Source organism: Acinetobacter sp. YH01007, from assembly GCF_013420425.1.
GTDB lineage: Bacteria > Pseudomonadota > Gammaproteobacteria > Pseudomonadales > Moraxellaceae > Acinetobacter > Acinetobacter towneri.
Map to the genome: position 1 here is coordinate 17,954 of NZ_VOYC01000023.1, position 18,178 is coordinate 36,131.

At 39.6% G+C, this 18,178-nt stretch carries 21 protein-coding genes; 14 read left to right on the top strand and 7 right to left on the bottom strand.

What is annotated here, in order from left to right; translation table 11 throughout:
- Position 1 precedes the first annotated feature (1 nt).
- The 5 genes from FTT74_RS11900 to FTT74_RS11920 all read left to right on the top strand — a co-directional run bounded on the left by FTT74_RS11900 (position 2) and on the right by FTT74_RS11920 (position 4,222).
- Positions 2-1,096 carry an alpha/beta fold hydrolase gene (locus tag FTT74_RS11900; protein WP_131261453.1) on the top strand — a complete coding sequence of 365 codons (1,095 nt, stop codon included), beginning with the start codon at positions 2-4 and terminating at the stop codon, positions 1,094-1,096.
- 13 nt (positions 1,097-1,109) lie between these two features.
- Positions 1,110-1,982, top strand: coding sequence for an NAD(P)-dependent oxidoreductase (locus FTT74_RS11905; protein WP_096901444.1), 873 nt, complete (start codon positions 1,110-1,112; stop codon positions 1,980-1,982).
- Between the two features lie 85 nt (positions 1,983-2,067).
- A complete protein-coding gene (locus FTT74_RS11910; protein WP_004976631.1) occupies positions 2,068-2,337 on the top strand; it encodes a YARHG domain-containing protein in 270 nt (89 codons plus the stop codon).
- A 38-nt stretch (positions 2,338-2,375) separates the two neighbouring features.
- The gene (locus FTT74_RS11915) at positions 2,376-2,789 is read left to right on the top strand and encodes an HIT family protein (RefSeq protein ID WP_004976632.1); all 414 of its coding nucleotides are present in this window, start codon (positions 2,376-2,378) and stop codon (positions 2,787-2,789) included.
- 350 nt (positions 2,790-3,139) lie between these two features.
- Positions 3,140-4,222, top strand: coding sequence for a porin (locus FTT74_RS11920; protein WP_179989091.1), 1,083 nt, complete (start codon positions 3,140-3,142; stop codon positions 4,220-4,222).
- 150 nt (positions 4,223-4,372) lie between these two features.
- Here FTT74_RS11920 and FTT74_RS11925 read toward each other — a convergent pair whose 3' ends face one another.
- Both FTT74_RS11925 and FTT74_RS11930 read right to left on the bottom strand, forming a co-directional pair.
- Positions 4,373-4,975, bottom strand: coding sequence for a YidB family protein (locus FTT74_RS11925; RefSeq protein WP_179989090.1), 603 nt, complete (start codon positions 4,973-4,975; stop codon positions 4,373-4,375).
- A gap of 139 nt (positions 4,976-5,114) precedes the next feature.
- Positions 5,115-5,609, bottom strand: a complete 495-nt coding sequence (locus FTT74_RS11930; protein WP_179989089.1) for a DUF6231 family protein — start codon at positions 5,607-5,609, stop codon at positions 5,115-5,117.
- A 34-nt stretch (positions 5,610-5,643) separates the two neighbouring features.
- Between FTT74_RS11930 and FTT74_RS11935 the strand changes: the two genes are divergently transcribed.
- Positions 5,644-6,516, top strand: coding sequence for a DUF2797 domain-containing protein (locus FTT74_RS11935; RefSeq protein WP_179989088.1), 873 nt, complete (start codon positions 5,644-5,646; stop codon positions 6,514-6,516).
- Positions 6,517-6,597: 81 nt separating this feature from the next.
- Here FTT74_RS11935 and FTT74_RS11940 read toward each other — a convergent pair whose 3' ends face one another.
- From FTT74_RS11940 to FTT74_RS11950, 3 genes are all read right to left on the bottom strand, one after another.
- On the bottom strand, positions 6,598-8,469 hold the full coding sequence (locus FTT74_RS11940) for a SurA N-terminal domain-containing protein (protein ID WP_179989087.1): 1,872 nt from the start codon (positions 8,467-8,469) through the stop codon (positions 6,598-6,600).
- Positions 8,470-8,600: 131 nt separating this feature from the next.
- On the bottom strand, positions 8,601-8,873 hold the full coding sequence (locus FTT74_RS11945) for an HU family DNA-binding protein (protein WP_004976639.1): 273 nt from the start codon (positions 8,871-8,873) through the stop codon (positions 8,601-8,603).
- 224 nt (positions 8,874-9,097) lie between these two features.
- The gene (locus FTT74_RS11950) at positions 9,098-9,565 is read right to left on the bottom strand and encodes a phasin family protein (protein ID WP_178867785.1); all 468 of its coding nucleotides are present in this window, start codon (positions 9,563-9,565) and stop codon (positions 9,098-9,100) included.
- A 195-nt stretch (positions 9,566-9,760) separates the two neighbouring features.
- Between FTT74_RS11950 and FTT74_RS11955 the strand changes: the two genes are divergently transcribed.
- The 8 genes from FTT74_RS11955 (at position 9,761) to fdx (ending at position 15,946) form a co-directional block, all read left to right on the top strand.
- Positions 9,761-10,408, top strand: a complete 648-nt coding sequence (locus tag FTT74_RS11955; protein ID WP_004976643.1) for a hypothetical protein — start codon at positions 9,761-9,763, stop codon at positions 10,406-10,408.
- A gap of 123 nt (positions 10,409-10,531) precedes the next feature.
- Positions 10,532-11,005: an Rrf2 family transcriptional regulator gene (locus tag FTT74_RS11960; RefSeq protein WP_004976645.1), complete on the top strand. Its 474-nt coding sequence runs from the start codon at positions 10,532-10,534 to the stop codon at positions 11,003-11,005.
- Between the two features lies 1 nt (position 11,006).
- Positions 11,007-12,224 (top strand): IscS subfamily cysteine desulfurase, encoded by a 1,218-nt coding sequence (locus FTT74_RS11965; protein ID WP_004976647.1) that lies wholly within the window; start codon positions 11,007-11,009, stop codon positions 12,222-12,224.
- A 104-nt stretch (positions 12,225-12,328) separates the two neighbouring features.
- The gene (iscU, locus tag FTT74_RS11970) at positions 12,329-12,715 is read left to right on the top strand and encodes a Fe-S cluster assembly scaffold IscU (RefSeq protein WP_004976649.1); all 387 of its coding nucleotides are present in this window, start codon (positions 12,329-12,331) and stop codon (positions 12,713-12,715) included.
- A gap of 36 nt (positions 12,716-12,751) precedes the next feature.
- A complete protein-coding gene (gene iscA, locus FTT74_RS11975) occupies positions 12,752-13,072 on the top strand; it encodes an iron-sulfur cluster assembly protein IscA (protein WP_004976650.1) in 321 nt (106 codons plus the stop codon).
- 99 nt (positions 13,073-13,171) lie between these two features.
- Positions 13,172-13,687: a Fe-S protein assembly co-chaperone HscB gene (gene hscB, locus FTT74_RS11980; RefSeq protein WP_004976652.1), complete on the top strand. Its 516-nt coding sequence runs from the start codon at positions 13,172-13,174 to the stop codon at positions 13,685-13,687.
- 45 nt (positions 13,688-13,732) lie between these two features.
- Positions 13,733-15,592 carry a Fe-S protein assembly chaperone HscA gene (hscA, locus tag FTT74_RS11985; protein ID WP_179989086.1) on the top strand — a complete coding sequence of 620 codons (1,860 nt, stop codon included), beginning with the start codon at positions 13,733-13,735 and terminating at the stop codon, positions 15,590-15,592.
- A gap of 15 nt (positions 15,593-15,607) precedes the next feature.
- Positions 15,608-15,946, top strand: a complete 339-nt coding sequence (gene fdx, locus FTT74_RS11990) for an ISC system 2Fe-2S type ferredoxin (RefSeq protein ID WP_004976656.1) — start codon at positions 15,608-15,610, stop codon at positions 15,944-15,946.
- A gap of 121 nt (positions 15,947-16,067) precedes the next feature.
- Here fdx and FTT74_RS11995 read toward each other — a convergent pair whose 3' ends face one another.
- Both FTT74_RS11995 and FTT74_RS12000 read right to left on the bottom strand, forming a co-directional pair.
- Entirely contained in the window at positions 16,068-17,549 is a 1,482-nt protein-coding gene (locus tag FTT74_RS11995; RefSeq protein ID WP_004976658.1) for an adenylate/guanylate cyclase domain-containing protein, read from the bottom strand.
- Between the two features lie 66 nt (positions 17,550-17,615).
- Positions 17,616-18,050, bottom strand: a complete 435-nt coding sequence (locus FTT74_RS12000) for an HIT domain-containing protein (RefSeq protein ID WP_004976660.1) — start codon at positions 18,048-18,050, stop codon at positions 17,616-17,618.
- Between the last annotated feature and the right edge of the window lie 128 nt (positions 18,051-18,178).

The window sequence follows — 18,178 nt, forward strand, 5'->3', positions numbered from 1 at the left end:
CATGAATCAGCTACAAAGAAAATTTAATCCGCACCGAAAAAAGCTTAAAAACCTCAGCACTCGCTTATTTAAAAGCCGTGATTTGATCTTATCTCAGACCACGCCATACGACATCGTGGCACGTTATAAGTATGCGCAGATTCGCTATTACGCTTCGCCAGATAAGCAATATAAAGAGCCGCTGGTTTTTGTTGCGCCTTTAGCAATTACCATGTCGATTTATGACTTATATCCTTATCGCTCTTTAGTGAAACATTTTCAGCATAGCGGTTTTGATGTGTATTTGGTTGATTGGGGACAATTGACCTATCAACATTGTCATTTAAATTTTATGGCTTTTATTCAGGATGCAATCCCTAATTGTATTCAACTCATTTTACAACACGCCAAAGTCGAACAAATTTCACTACATGGTTGGAGTATGGCGGGTATTTTTGCCATGCTTTATACCGCCGACCAACAAACAACTCATATTAAAAACTTGATGGTTTTGGGTAGCCCTGTAGATAGCTATGCTTCGGGGCGGGTTGGTAAACTCTTTCAACTGACCAATCAACTGATTTCTAAATATCCCAAATTGCAACATGCCTTTTATTCAGGAAAAATTCCAAAGCATTTAATTCATACACCGGGTTTAATCAATGCGATTGGTTTTAAGATTTTAGACCCTAGAGCATGGCTGGAAAGCAATAAACAGATGCTGTCGAATCTGCACGACTTACAAACCTTGCATGAAAACGCAACTTTAGCCAATTTTTTAAATAATATGATTGATTATCCGGGTGGGATTAATCAGGACATGGTATTGAATGTATGGCTGCAAAACCCACTCAAACAAGGTCATATTCAACTCAAACAACATCAGATAGACCTTAAAAATATTCATTGTTCACTTTTGGTCGGTGCGGGTGATAGCGATCAAATTGTCACTGCTGAAGCTGCTCAACCTTTATGTGAATTGACAAGTAGTACCGATGTCACGTTTACTCTTATTCCAGGTGGACATTTGGGTTTAATGTCCAGTCAAAAAAGTGCCAATGAATTCTGGCCTAAACTGACCACTTGGTTAGAACAACGATCTAGCAAAATTGCATAAAGAGAGCAAAAACATGATTCAATCTGTTGCATTTATTGGCTTAGGCGCAATGGGCTACCGCATGGCAGCCCATTTACCTAAACATTTTGATACGGTCTATGTCTGGAATCGTAACTTTGCCAAAGCCGAGCAACATGCTGCTGAATATGGCACACAAGCGGTTGAATTGGCTCAAGCGGTGCAAGCAGATATTATTTTTTCTTGCTTGCCCACCAGTACCGAAGTTGAAAACCTGATTGCACAAGTTCAACTTAAAGCAGGTTCAGTCTGGGTCGATTGCACCAGTGGCGTACCCGAAAGTGCTAAAAAATTGGTACAACAACTTGAAGCACAACAGATCGACTTTTTAGATGCACCTGTAAGCGGACAAACCATTGGTGCAGAAAATGCCACATTAACAGTCATGATTGGCGGTAAAGCTGCTGCTTTTGAAAAAGCCCTACCTGCAATTCAGGCTTTTGGTAAAGTGATTCAGCATGTGGGTGAACCTGGTGCTGGCTTTGCCGTAAAAGCGGTGAATAATATGTTAATGGCAGTGAGTTTGTGTGCTGCAGCTGAAGGTTTTACCACCTTAAAAGCACATGGCGTAAACTTAAATCAGGCCTTGCAATGCATAAATGCTTCAAGTGGTAAAAGCGCAGTAACGGAAATGATTTTGCCGCAGCGAGTACTGAATCGCGCTTTTCCAAATACTTTTGCACTCCCTTTACTGGCTAAAGACACAGGTATCGCATTAGATTTAGTCCATGAAGCAGCTTTGCCTGCACCTGTATTGGCTTTAACCCAAAGCCTGATTCAAGCAGCAAATTTAACCGCAGAAAAAGACAGTGATTTTTCCACTGCTGTGAAAATGTATGAATTATGGAGTAATATTACCCTAGAGTAAGAACTCGCCATTGAATATACAGCCATAAACCCAATAATGTGTATTAAGTGGCTAGTCACACCATCATTAAGTAGAGGAAACTCTTATGAACAAGTTTAGCATTGCCGTATTTGCAAGCCTTGCAACTTTAATTGGGGCAAGTTCAACTACTTTTGCATCTGAACAAGAATGTCAGAAACTGAAAAATGACCACGATGTTATTTATGCATCTAAAGGGTTCTGCTTCAAAGACCCAGAAGCTAAAGCACGTTTTGGTAATGACAACTGCTATACAACCAAACCTAAGTTTTCTGAAAAAGAACAACAACGTCTTGACGCAATCAAAGAACGTCAAAAAGAACTGAACTGTAAATAACCGTTCTGAAATATCAAAGCTGAATTTAAGGAATCATAATGGCTTACGATGATCAAAATATTTTTGCAAGAATTCTACGTGGCGAACTTCCTGCAATTAAAGTGTATGAAGATGACCAAGTGCTTGCTTTTATGGACATCATGCCGCAAGCCGATGGTCACACTCTTGTGATTCCTAAAACGCCTGCGGTGACTTTACTGGACTTACCTGCAGATGCAGCAGCATATACCATTCAAATTGTGCAAAAAATTGCAAAAGCAATGCAGCAAGCTTTGGGTGTAGATGGTATCGTGTTAATGCAATTGTCAGGTACAAGCGCAGGTCAAACTGTCCCCCACGTGCATTTTCACTTAATTCCAACATCGGTTCATCAACTTGGGAAACATGCTGCACAAATGGGCGACCAAGACAAAATTAAAGCCCAAGCGGAAAAAATTAAAGCAGCGCTTTAAATATTTCAAAAATGTCATACAAAAAAAATGGAGCAGCTGCTCCATTTTTTTGCATTCAGCTTTCTTCATTCATTTATATCACCATTTATGACACTAAGATGTCTTTCCCTTTGCAATTAAGTTATTTATTTCACATATTTTTCTATAAATAAAAATGTAATCATTAAAAAAATGCGAATAAAAGTAAGTTTTTGATCTAATTTGTTCTTTTTAATAATTTTGAAATATCTCCTTAATATTACTGTCGCATTTGTAAGGAATACTTAGCACCAATAGAGAACAGCAGTAGATCTACCCTACTTCTGAACAATGTTTAGGACTAAAAACAATAGTCTGTATTGGAGCTACACATGAAAAAAACGCTTTGCGCATTAGCAGTTGGGGCAACCTTCTTAACACCAGCATTAGCTATGGCTGCTGATGTTAAAGTTTATGGTCGTGCACACGTATCTTTAGACTATCTTGATGATGGTAAAGACTATAACGAAGTTGGTCTTTCTTCTAACTCATCACGTTTAGGCTTCAAAGCTGAACAAAAATTAGAAAACGGCATGACTGTTTTTGGTCAAGTTGAACAAGAAGTTAACTTTGCTAGCGGTAGCCAAGATGGTAAAAGCGTAGACTTTGCTACTCGTGATACTTTCGTAGGTTTAAAAGGTGACTTTGGTCAAGTACGTACAGGTCGTTTTGACAGCCCATTTAAAGTTGCTCGTGGTCCAGTGAACTTCTTTGGTGATATGGTTGGTGACATTCGTAACGTAACACGTGTTAGTGATAATAAGTTTGATGAACGAAATGAAAATACCGTTGAATATAAATCTCCTAAATTCGGTGGTGGTTTTAACGTACTTGCAGCTTTATCATTACATCCAAGCACTTCAATTCCCAAAGATGCAACGACCGGAGAAGGTCAGGACGACAATAAAGCTTACGATCTGGCTTTAACTTATAAAGAAGGTCCTGTTGACTTTGCAGCTGCTTATGAACGCTATGAAGAAAACTCTGCAATTGGCTCGGGTGAGCGTGATGGATTCCGTATCGCAGCAGCATACAAAATCACACCAGAACTAAACTTAGGTGGTTTATACCAATATCTTACACATGACTTGGAAGGTACTGCAACCAAATATGCTGATGCACAAGTATTTGGTGTAGCGGCAGACTATAAAGTAGCACCAAAGACTTATGTACGTGGTCAGGTATTCCACCGTGACGTTGACACCGAAGATGCAAACTCTACACTTTTAGCAGTTGGCGTGGAACATCGTTTAGACAAGGCTGTACGTGTATACGCAAACCTTGCAACCATGTTAAATGATAAAAATGCTGATCTTACTCCTTGGAAAGAAGGTCGTAGCTTTGGTAACTCCGTAAAAGGTGCTAAAGACGAAAACTCAACAGCTCTTTCTTTAGGTTTCCGTTACGACTTCTAAGTCTGAACCAAAACTTAAAATATAAAAACACGCTTCGGCGTGTTTTTTATGCTCTACTGTTTTAGCTATATTTAGAAACAGGTAAAAAAGCCAGCAAATTTGCTGGCTTTGTTTATCCAAATCTCTTTTACTAAGCTGGATTTTTCAGTATTAACGCTTTAAAAACCCAGACACTAAATTCATCACTTGTTGAATATCGTCATTGGCTTCTTTCTTACTGGTTTGCTCACCTTGTGGTGTCAATGAATCAATAATTTGCGGCAATACTGCAGAAATCGCATTATAAATATCTTGCTTTGGCGCCTGAGTTTGCTGTGCGACCTGCTCTACATCGACATCATCAAATAAACTTTGTACTTGTTCAGCACCTACATGCGCATTTTCACCTGGGCCTGTAGACACCCAATCATCCACCTGACTAGTTAAGCCTTGTCCTTTGAGTTTATCCAAAGCACCTTGCAAGCCACCCTGTTTTTGAATCCATGCCAACACCAAAGGCAAAACTGCAATCAATAAACTTTGTGCACCTGAAGCACCTGCAGCAGAACGCTGTTGTTGCCCACCTAACTGACCAAGTACTGAACCCAAAATACCACCCAAACCGCCTTGTGCAGATTGTTGGTTATTGCCACCAAGTTGCCCCAAAACCGAGCCTAAAATACCGCCCAATCCACCCTGAGATTGATTAGATTGCTGATTAGCGCCCAATGCCTGCCTTGCTAACATTTCAACAATATTGCTTAAATTGGTCATTTTATTTTCCTCATCATGCCTTATGACAGCATACGAAGTTTTGACTGAATTTCGCGCTTGAAATTGTTAAATTTTGCAATATCCTAAATTTATGTTAAGCATTTAACATTATTATGTTTTTGTTAGTTTAATCCTGCACTTACCAACGGAATTTATCCCAATTTTCAGGATTTGCCCAAAACTTTGAGTTAAACCAATCAGGTACGTGCTTATAAGTTAAAATATTAAATTGCCATAAGCATAAATGATGCTCCTCAAAGCGATGTTCAATCAATTGCGTAAAACCAAGCGCTCTAAGCAATTGCTCATCTTCACGTGCAGCAATTACCACAATACGCTTTGCCAATAAATCACGTAGCTTCACCAAAATTTGCGAGGTGTGTTGCGGCGTCTGCAAAGCAAAATCTGAAGCATCCAAAAATATAACTGCCAAATCAAAACGTTGGGTAAAAGGCAGATTTAAAAATGCCAATGCGCTAAAATACTGCCATTGGATAGTTGGCTGCTCATCAGCCGCTTGATTGTTATGCTTCGGGCTTGCTTCAATATTTTGCCCTATACACAATGCAGTCGAAATTGGCTGTTGTTGAGACAAATCATCAATCAATGCTTGAATTAAACGCATTTCAGCCATCACTGCATTCCTTTATTTTTGAGAGAGTATTCTTATGGAACTACAAGGCATTTGCCATAAAATGCACGCAGGTCTTAAGGACCATAGTGTAACTGATGAACAGGTACACAAGGCAAATGTTGAATATAAATTTATTCTAGACCGTTCAGAAATTGATCTGCCTTTTCAGCTTGGGCAAGAACTTGAACTGGAATGGACTAGCAATATTTATTGTGTTTCTTGTGGCGTAAAAACCCCAAAATCTTATTCGCAAGGACATTGCTTTAAGTGTTTTAAAACCAAAGCATCTTGTGATATGTGCATTATGAAGCCTGAAACTTGTCACTATCATTTAGGTACCTGTCGTGAAGATAGTTTTGCTCAAGAAGTTTGCTTTCAACCGCACATCGTATATTTAGCCAATTCAAGTGCTTTAAAAGTGGGAATCACCCGTTTAGGTCAAATGCCAACACGTTGGCTAGATCAGGGCGCAACTCAAGCCTTGCCAATTATGAAAGTCGGCTCACGCCGTTTATCTGGGCAATTGGAAGTTATGTTTGGTACACAAGTCGCAGATAAAACCGACTGGCGCAAACTACTCAAAGGCGAAGCAGAGCCGCTAAACCTAATTGAAGTGCGTGAACAACTGATTGAAGAGTTTGCGCCTAAAATTCAGACCATTCGTGATGAGTTTAGTCAAAACCTTGAATTCAACGAAACGGTAGAGCTTTTAGATCAGGAACTTCCGCGTGAATTTGTGTACCCTGTAGAACAGTATCCTGAGAAAATTAAATCGCATAACTTAGATAAAACCCCAATCATTCGCGGCAAACTGCAAGGAATTAAAGGGCAATATTTAATCTTGGATACAGGTGTCATCAACATTCGTAAATACACAGGTTATGAGCTAAAAATTCGCGCTGAATAAATCTTGAAACTGCTTACTTAATCATTTTAGATGCACAAAAAAACCAGCAAATTTGCTGGTTTTTTTGTAGATGTTCATCACTTATTTGATTTTCGCTTTCGATTTCAAATATTGCGTATAGTCATCTAGCTCTTGTTGAGCACGTAATTGTTGATACAACTGCGCTAACTCTTTCAGTTGCTCAGGCGTTAAAGCATTCGATGTAGTATCGTTTACATTTGATACAGCTACCACCACCAATTCATTTGGTATAGATGCTGTTGTTACTGACCACATACCATCTTTAGGCGCAAGCACACTAAATGCAGCACGTTCAATTTCACGCTTTAACAAACCATCTGCACGGGTGAATGTGCCTGCATTTTCAAAACGGATTTGGTTTTTCGCCAAAACGGTCGCTGCAGGTTGAGTTTTAAAGGCATCCAACGCAGCTTGAATATCTTTTTTCGCTGCATCAAAGGCTTTTTTCTCAATCAGTTTAGCTTTTACGCGGGGTGTTGCTTCTTCTAAAGTTTGCACACCTGCGGCATGGTAATTACGCACTTTCATCCATACCACATCGCCATTGGCTAAAGTAATGTTACTCGATGCGTTGCGATCGCCATTTTTCACATCATCATTAAACAATTTAACTTTGACAGATGGCTGGCTTAAAACAGGATGCTGCGCCGCCAAAGTTAAACCATTAACAGATTCGACTTTGGCCGTTTTCACTTCTTCTGCCACAACATCTAAAGCATCACTACTCACCACCAATTCATTTAAGCTGTTGATGGTATCGGTATACGCATTTTCAGTTTTGGCTTTTTGCAACTCTGCCATTAAACGTGCTTTTTGAGTTTCAAACGCAGGGACTTGAACTGTAGCACCTTCTGTTTGAATCACATGATAGCCATATTGAGTTTTAATCGGCTGTGATACTTCACCAGATTTTAAGCTACCCACGGCTTTGTCAAAGGCATCGCCAAATACGCCTGCTTCATAACCTGCAACCTCACCACCTTTGGCTTTAGACTCAGGATCATCCGAATACTTTTGTGCAGCTGCAGTAAAGCTTGTACCTTGTTTAATTTCAGCTGCGGCTTGCTCTGCAAGTTTTTTAGCTGCGGCATCATCACGCGCATCGGTGGTGATTAAAATATGTTTCACTGTCGGTACAGCAGCACCTTTTTGAGTTTCGACAAACTTTTGATAAGCCTGTTGTAACTCTGCGTCAGTGACAGCCGTATTTGCAGGTGCAATATTGGCTGGAGTCACCACAATGTAATCGACATCAACGCTAGCAACCTGTTTAAAGGCATTGGCGTGCTGTTCATAATACGCAGCAATCTCTTGTGCATTTGTGGTGATGTTTTTCTTGTAGTCATCTAACTTAATGCTAGATAAATGCAAAGTACGTTGCTGGGTTTGTAAATTGGCAATTTGCTGAATATCAGACGGGCTAACTAAAGCATAATCGGTAAAGCTAGCACTCAGCATTTTTAACGCATGGTCTTGGCGTAAATTTGCCACAAGCGCCTGATTGGTCATGCCTACAGATTGCAGATAGTTCGCATACAAGCTTTCAGAAAACTTGCCATCTTGTTGGAAATTCGGTTGCTGTGCAATCATTTGTTCAATTTGTGCATCGCTCAAAGAAATCCCTAATTTCTCAGCTTGTTGTAATAACAAGGTACGTGCAACCAACGTATCTTTGGCTTTGTTTTGAATATAATTTTGATTCAATAGTGTTTCATCACCATTGGTATAGGCCAAGTATTGTTCTTTCAAGGAATTGGTCAGATTATCTAATTCTCGTTTTGAAATTTGCTGACCATTGACTGTTTGTGCAGTGTCTTCAGACTGACCTCCACTAAAATATCCTTCAATACCTACAAGTGCTAAAGGGGTCAAGAACAAGACGAGCAAAACTTTGCCCAACCAACCCTTAATAACTTTACGAAAAGATTCCATAAGTATTCCAATATTTTATTTGTGCGAGATTTTAACTGAAAACCCTCAACGAATGAATGCGTTGAAGCCGTTTATTGACATTATTAATAAAAAACGCGCCAATTGGCGCGCTTTCTTGGCATTTTAAAAGATTATGCTACTGAATCTTTTAAACCTTTACCCGCTTTAAAGCTTGGTACTTTGCTTGCTTTAATTTCAAGTGTAGCACCTGTTTGTGGGTTACGACCTGTGCGAGCAGCACGCTCTTTCACATTAAATGTACCAAAACCAACGAGGGTTACAGTATCACCCGCTTTAAGCGCTTCAGTAATAGAAGCAATTGTTGCGTCTAAGGCCTTACCTGCATCAGTCTTAGACAATCCCCCTTTCTCTGCAATTGCATCGATTAATTCTGATTTATTCATGAAAATTACGTCCTCTTAATATCGTTTATTTAAGGTCCAGAGATTTAATTTAAATTACCGTAACGCCTTTATAGCAATGCTTTGAGGGTAAAAGCAATACTCCCTGCACGCTTTTATGCAAAATAAATGGTAAAAACGATGGAACTGTTAGCCTCTATTCAGTTTTGCCCTAAAATACCCGATGTATAATAAAGCAACATCCTTTAAGCCCCCTTTCCACAGAATTACTTTTTCGCAACATCTTCTTTTAATTGTTTATTTTCTTCAATCAACGCATCGACTTTGGCATGTAATTGCAGTACCAATTGCTCCAAATGTTGTAGGTCTTTTGCTGTCACCAAGCCAATTCTATTTAAAGAATGATTGACGCTATGGTCAATTAAACGCTCAACTTTATCTTTAGTATCAATGACCGACTCTTTGGCTTTTTCAGACACTTTTTCAACTGTTTGATCGGCAATTTCTGTAGTTTTAGATTCTAATTCCTCACCCACCTTGACCAGAGAGTCAAACAATTTATTGCCTTCTTCTTCTGCGCGTGAAAATGCACCTAAACCTGCTAGCCAAATTTGCTTGGTATATTTACGAAAATCGAGTGATGATTTACGTCCTGAGCGTAATTTATCTTTATTTTTCAATGTGGTTTCTGGTTCAACCAAATGCTCTTCTACGCTATCCGTCGTTTTTTCCATGAACCTCTCTCCTGCTTATTTTATGCGCACATAAATGTAATAAACCTACAAAATGCTTTCATAATAGCAAATTAAATACTTGATCGTTTTGCTAAACTGTTCTACAAAGCAAGATTATTCGCTGCGCTTCTTAGAATGTATTCTCAACGAAGCGCAAAACAAGGAATTCAACTTTAGATTTAGGGACTTGATTTTATGAGTGATTCGCAACAAAGACAAAGTAATCCACATTTGTTGCTGACCATGCTCATGATTGTGCTGGAAACAATTTTTAGCTTTATTCTAAAACATGATCGTGTGGTCGCTTTGCAGGCTAAAAAGTTTGTCGACCAGAAAATCACCATTAAAATTAATAGCTATATTCCTTATTTCGACATTTACGTGGAATTCAATCCAAACGGCATCTTATTTGACAGCAAAGCACCTGAACAAGCTGTCGATTTAGATGTGCGCACCACCCTCATAGATTTATTTAAAATCTTTATTTTAGGTAATCGTCGCAGTATTAAACACATGCGTATAGATGGTGACATTACCCTTAAAGATGAGTTTCGTGATCTAATTTTGCATTTTAGTGCACCCAAAGTTTTAGCTGACTGGAAACAATGGCTGAAAGAAGCACCGCAAGAACAAGAAGTGATTGGTTCTAAAAAGCGCATTGCCCCACTTTTAGACAAAATTGATGAACAACGCTCTAAGATCAACACCCTACAAGTTGAGCTTAAACAGCATAAAAACCGTATTCGTCGGATTGAACGTCGTCAAAAGCGCATTAACATCGTCTTTGGTGTAATAACAGTACTATTAATTACGTTATTAGTGTATAATTTATGGATCGTTTAAACGCATTAAAATATCAAGAAAAACAGCGTAAATCCTCGCGCACAATATCACAATAAAATACTTGACTAATTTAGTCGGGATTCATAGAATACCCATATCTAGTCTAATCATGTGTATCGAATCATGCGCTTAACAACTCGCGGTCGCTACGCAGTGACTGCTCTACTTGATTTAGCTTTGCAGCCAACTGAACAAACGATCACGCTTGCTGAAATTGCAGCCCGTCAAACTATTTCTGTTGCTTATCTTGAGCAGTTATTCGCAAAACTTAAGCGCCACGGCTTAGTGTCTAGTGTTCGCGGTGCTAACGGTGGTTACCATTTAGCACGTAGTGCAAATGAAATCACTGTGCTAGAAATCATTGAAGCCGTAAACGAAACTGTTGATGCAACGCGTTGCGACCATAAAGGCAACTGTCAAAATGGTGCAATGTGCTTGACTCACGACTTATGGCAGGAACTCTCCCATCATATTGCCGACTATCTCGCTAAAATCTCACTTGCTGATTTAGTTGCGCGTGACAACGTACAAACTGTTGCCATTCGCCAGAACACAGCACCGTTTGATTCAGCTCTGTTATCGGTTACAGGTATTTGACATGAAACGTCCAATTTATCTTGACTACGCAGCAACCACTCCTGTAGATCCTCAAGTTGCAGAACGCATGATGGAGTGCCTGACTTTTGATGGGACTTTCGGTAATGCCGCTTCTCGTTCGCACGCTTATGGCTGGCAAGCAGAAGAAAAAGTTGAATATGCACGTGAACAAGTTGCGAACTTGATCAAAGCAGACCCACGTGAAATCGTGTGGACTTCTGGTGCAACAGAATCAGATAACCTTGCACTAAAAGGCGTAGCACAATTCTATTCGTCTAAAGGCAAACACATTATTACCTCTAAAATTGAACACAAAGCCATTTTAGATACCTGCCGTGAGCTTGAATCTGAAGGTTTTGAAATCACGTACTTAGAGCCACAACCACAAACAGGTTTAATTACACCTGAAATGGTTGAAGCGGCAATTCGTCCAGACACAATTTTAGTGTCGTTGATGATGGTCAATAACGAAATTGGTACGATTACCGATGTCGCTGCAATTGGCGAAATCACCCGTGCCAAAAAAATCTTCTTCCACGTTGATGCTGCGCAAGCTGCAGGTAAGGTAGAAATTGATTTATCTACCTTAAAAGTAGACTTAATGAGCTTCTCTGCACACAAAATCTATGGCCCTAAAGGTATTGGTGCGCTATTTGTACGCCGCAGTCCACGCGTACGCTTAAAAGCACAAATGCATGGTGGCGGTCATGAGCGTGGCATGCGTTCAGGCACACTTGCAACCCACCAAATTGTAGGTATGGGCGAAGCATTTGAACTTGCAGGCAAAAACTTGGCTTCTGAACAAGCCCGTTTACGTGTATTGCGCGACAAACTTTGGAATGGCTTGAACACCATGGAACAAGTTTTCCTGAATGGTCACCCAACACTAAACGTAGCCAACTATTTAAACGTCAGCTTCAACTTTGTTGAAGGTGAATCTTTAATGATGTCTCTTAAAGATGCTGCGGTATCTTCAGGTTCTGCGTGTACTTCAGCGACTTTAGAGCCATCTTATGTATTACGTGCACTAGGTCTTTCAGACGAACTTGCACACAGCTCAATTCGTTTCAGTTTTGGTAAATACACCACTGAAGAAGATATTGATCATGTCCTAACTGTGACTAAAGCTGCTGTTGAAAAGTTACGTGAACTTTCACCGCTTTGGGATATGTATAAAGAAGGGATTGACCTTTCTAAAGTAGAATGGACTGAACACTAATTCATCCCAAATCTAATGGCTTTGACAGGAAGCCATTAGATTGATAAAGGTAATTTCACCCCCATATTTATATTAAGGCTGACCCCGAGGTTTGGAGAAGCGACATGGCTTATAGCGATAAAGTAATTGATCATTACGAAAACCCTCGTAATGTTGGCGTTTTAGACAAAAATGCTGAAAACGTTGGTACAGGTATGGTGGGCGCACCTGCATGTGGCGATGTAATGCGTCTGCAAATTCAAGTGAATGACGAAGGCGTGATTGAAGAAGCACGTTTCAAAACTTATGGTTGTGGTTCTGCCATTGCTTCTAGTTCTTTGGTTACTGAGTGGCTTAAAGGTAAAACTTTAGATGAAGCACAAGCGATCAAGAACATTGATATTGCTACCGAACTTGCCCTTCCACCAGTGAAAGTACACTGCTCTGTATTGGCAGAAGATGCAATTAAAGCTGCTGTAGAAGACTATCGCAGCAAAAAGACCAAAGCTTAATTTGCTAAGTTTTGTGGAAAAACAAACGGAGTTTTCATGATCAATTTAACTGAAAATGCTGCAACTCATATCAGCAATTACTTAAAGAATCGCGGTAAGGGTCAAGGTATTCGCGTTGGTGTGAAAACTTCAGGCTGTTCTGGTTTGGCTTATGTACTCGAATTTGTAGATGAAGTCGATACGCACGACCAAATGTTTGAACAGTTTGGTGTTAAAGTTTTCGTTGATCCGAAAAGCCTAGTTTACCTAGATGGCATGGAAATGGACTATGTCAAAAATGGTTTAAACGAAGGTTTCGAGTTTAACAACCCCAATAAAAAAGGTGAATGTGGCTGCGGTGAATCGTTCACGGTATAACGCCACCTCCCTCTTTTTAGCTTAAAACAGTGTACAATACACTGTTTTAATTGCATTTATGCAGCCAATTTTGCACACTAATTGCGGATTCCATCTCCCATGAATCATTTTGAGTTGTTTAATCTTCCTGTTGCACTCGATATTGATTTCGCTACTTTAAAAGCTGAATTTTTAAAGCTACAGCAGCAATATCACCCCGACAAAGCCGAAGACAAAGATCAAGCCTTGATTAAATCTAGTAAAATTAATCAGGCGTTTAAACAACTCTCTGCGGTAGACAGTCGTGCTGCATATTTACTCTCATTGAAAAAGCAAGATTATCATCTCGATCAATCCATCCATGACTTTGAATTTTTACAAGATGCCTTGGAAATTCGTGAGCAATTGGATGATGCCAACTGTGCCGATGACTTACAGTCATTAAAGGTTGAAGTACAACAATGGGTTGATGGCTTAGTCCGTGAATTTAAAATTGACTATGCCGAAGAAGATTGGGCAGAAGCGCGTGACACTGTGCGTAAATTACGCTTTTTCATGAAAGTTATGGCTGACCTAGACAAAGCTGAAGATCGTTTCCTTGATGATGACAGTTTTGATTTAGACGATGATTTTTAATTTTAGTTTGTATTTTAATATTTAACGGGCAAAGGATTTTACATAATGGCGCTCTTGCAAATTGCAGAACCAGGTCAATCAAGTGCACCGCATGAACATCGCATTGCGATTGGCATTGACTTAGGCACCACTCATTCATTGGTTGCCACAGTTCTTTCTGGTAAAGCCAAAGTCTTGCATGATGAGCAAGGTCGCGTGCTACTGCCTTCTATCGTCCATTATGCAGAGCAAAATACACATTATGGCAATGCTGCTGCGCCATTTATTACTACAGACCCTAAAAACACGATTGTTTCAGTCAAGCGTTTTATGGGTCGTTCTAAAGCGGACATTAAATTTCAACATCCATACACGTTAGTGGGTGAAGACAATCAAATGCCTGCTTTTGAAACAGCTCAAGGCCGTAAAACACCTGTTGAAATTTCGGCAGAATTACTTAAACAACTCAAAGACCGCGCAGAAGCCAGCTTACAAAACCCTGTAAATGGTGCAGTGATTACTGTTCCTGCTTATTTTGATGAAGCTCAACGCCAAGCCACACGTGACGCTGCCGAGCTTGCAGGTTTAAAAGTATTGCGTTTATTGAATGAACCGACTGCAGCAGCGGTTGCCTACGGTTTAGATCAAGACACCAACTTGGCTCAAGACCGTAACTATGTGATTTACGACTTGGGCGGTGGTACGTTTGACGTTTCTATTTTACGTTTCTCTCAAGGTGTTTTTGAAGTTTTAGCCACAGGCGGCCACACTGCTTTAGGTGGTGATGACTTAGATCGTCTGATTGTAAAATGGGCAAAAAAACAGCTGAATATTGAAAGTTTAGATGATGCAGAATATGCACACTTTATTGTGTCTGCACGTAAAGCCAAAGAAGCGCTCAGCAATGCAGAAAGTGTTGAATTAAAACTGTTAGAGCACACGCTGCAATTAGACCGCGCAAACTTTGAAAGTATTATTCAGGTTGCTTTAGATAAAACCATTAGTGTATACAAACGTGTATTACGCGATGCCAAACTTGACCTAGATGACATTCAAAATGTAGTTTTAGTTGGTGGTTCAACACGTTCTTATGCCGTGCAAAAAGCTGTTCGTGAAGTATTTAATCAAGAACCATTATGCACAATTAACCCAGATGAAGTGGTTGCAATTGGTGCATCAATTACCGCCAATCAACTAATTGGTAACAGCAAAGATGGTTCGTTGCTATTAGACGTTACCCCACTGTCTTTGGGTTTAGAAACCATGGGCGGTTTGGTGGAACGCTTAATTTCACGCAATACTGCAATTCCTGTAGCACGTCGCCAAGAATTTACCACTTATCAAGATGGCCAAACTGCCATGTTGATTCATGTGGTACAAGGTGAGCGTGATTTGGTAGAACATTGTCGTAGCTTAGGTCGTTTTGTGCTACACGGTATTCCACCAATGACTGCGGGTCAGGCACGCATTGAAGTTACGTTCCAAGTCGATGCTGATGGCTTGCTCAGTGTTTCTGCTAAAGAAACCACTTCTGGTGTGACTGCAAATATCGACATCAAGCCATCTTATGGTTTATCTGAAGCAGATACCGAGCGTTTGCTGCTAGATGGTTTCAAATATGCAGAAGAAGACAAGCAATTGCGTCATTTGCATGAAACCAAAGTTGAAGCACAACGTGAACTTGAAGCTTTACAACAAGCCTTAAAAGTAGATGCACAACTATTAAGCCCAGAACAATTAGAAGCTTTAAATACTGCCAAAGCGCAGTTGGAAGCCGAATTGACTGGACAAGACATTAAAGCCATTGAACATGCTGTTGAACAGCTTAAAATACACAGTGATGCTTTTGCTGCAATTCGTATGAATCAACATATTGATGCAGCACTTAAAGGCACTAAACTCGACGACTGGTCAAACTCAAACTAATTTAAGGTAAAGATTATGCCACGTATTAAAGTACTTCCACATGCGCAATTCTGCCCAGAAGGTGCTGAGTTTGAAGTCGAACAAAATGCCAACTTATGCGAAAGCTTACTTGAAAATGGCATTAAAATTGAACATGCTTGCGATATGTCTTGTGCATGTACCACTTGCCACGTTGTTGTTCGTAAAGGCTTTGACAGCCTAGAAGAAATGGATGATGTTGAAGCTGACTTATTAGACCGTGCTTGGGGTTTAGAGCCTGATTCACGCTTATCTTGTCAGGTTAAAGTGGTCAATGAAGACTTGGAAGTCGAAATTCCAAAATACACCATTAACCATGCTTCAGAAAATCATTAATCATAAAATGATGCTAATTCTAAAAAACTGCGCTACGGCGCAGTTTTTTTATTGCACAACTTTAGATTTAAAATTTTTGAGGATTTAAAAGTTAAACGAGATCTACATTATAAGAAAAATTTTAGTGTTTTTCAGGAATATGAGTTTTGGCAATTTCTTCAACAGGTGGATGTTCAATCACTTCATCTTCAAGATTAAGTTTTACAATGCCCTGTGAGTTGGTCAGCTTTTGCTGCGTTTGAATTCTTTTAATCATTTTTTCTAATACGGTAATTAGCTCAGGATATTCAAAATTCTGCACTTCATCCAAATTAAGCAACAAATGAAAACCTTTATATTCGTAGTCAAACCAACGCTGATAATCCGACTTGCTGGCCGCATATTTTTCCATCACTTGCCAAGTTTTTACAGGACCTTGAATCCCCTTTAAAAAGATCGGTGCTTTCGGAGCACACAAATAATCATTTTTAATCAGTTTATAAGTGTCATCTGAAAGTAAAATTTCATCAACTTCGGCCGCACTTTGCAAACGCGCAGCTAAGTTAGCATCACGCCCAACAATGGTATATGCCATCCGATGTGCTGCACCGTAGTTCCCAACGTGGCAATATCCTGTACTGATACCCATACGAATATGTAAAGGCGGATAGCCCATTTTGACCCAACGTTCGCGTAACAATTTCATTTGCTGACGCATCGCAATAGCCATCTCTACACAAGTTTTAGCATCTTGTTCAACACCTTGCGTATTTGGATCACCAAAGAAAATTAAAATCGCATCACCCATAAACTTATCCACCGTCGCTTCATATTGCTTGGCAATTTCGGTCATGTGGCTTAAATAATCATTGAGCAGGAATGCTAAATCATCTGGAATTAGTGTTTCAGAAAGTTCAGTAAAGCCTTGAATATCAGAAAAGAAAATCGTCATTTTTTTACGTTTATATTCAATTTTCGCTTCCGACTCACCTTTCATAATCGATTGCCACAACTGCAAAGGTGCATAGCGACTAAGCTGATTCGCAAATTCCATATAGCGGTTCATTTGTGTGTAGTAATGGTCTTTCTTTGCCGTGGTATAGCGGATACGACGTGCCTGATAGGCACTGCCCATGCCAAAGTAAAAGATCATACATAAAAAGGCTAAAATCGTAAGTTCGGTACTGCTTTGTTCAAAATATTCGTTAAAACCAAAAATAAAAATATTACAAAAATAAAAAACTGTGACCGCCAATAAGGATGCCAATGCCACCAAAAAGAAAGAAACTTTAATATAAATGGCGGTATATAGCAGCGCAAATAAAGCGGCAAAAGTAAGTACCAAATTCAGATGTACCGCAGACAAACATACTGCGACTACCACAATATCAATAATAAACAGGATATTACGCTTGGCTTGATGACTATATTTATATTGCAGCCAACGCGAAAATTTAGGAATTATCAGTAATAAAAAAGTAAGAAAAAACGGAAGGTAAATTTGATAATTGGTATCGGCGTAGGTGTAGTGATAGACCACCATAATCAGGGATAAACTTGCATACCCGACTAAACGATGCAGAAATTCGAATTGTTTGGGATCTCTTTCCATCCAATTGTACATGAACACCGCGGCCTACTCCAATCTAGGATTAAAAAGCCACGCATCCTGCGTGGCAATTCATTTCAATTAATCCATTCGCCAGTCAAATGGCATATCGCCTTGACCACGCAGAGCAAGCATCAAGGTTTGACGCATGTGAGCCAAAACTTCATTGCTGTATGGTACAGCTGGCGTACCCCAAACTGGTTTAGGCCAAGCCACATCATTTTGATAACGCACGACGTGATGAAAATGCAATTGTGGAACCATATTACCTAAAGCCGCCACATTCATTTTATCGGCACGGAATACACGTGATAATTGGCTAGATAACCAGCTAGATTCACGTAAAAATTGTTCTTGGTCTGCCTGGCTTAATTCGTATAGTTCTGTAACCCCTGGCACACGTGGAATTAGAATTAACCAAGGGAATTGCATATCATTCATTAAACGACATGTTGACAGAGGAAAGTCGCCTACAAAAAAAGTATCTTGAGCAAGTTGTGGATGCAAACTAAACATATCTTTATAAATGACGCAAATTGTAATGATGGGTAATACTATCACATCCCTAGTGAACTGAGTATGATTCCCATCATGTTTCGATGTAAATAAAGTGCAATTTTAACCAAATTCATCATGAATAATAT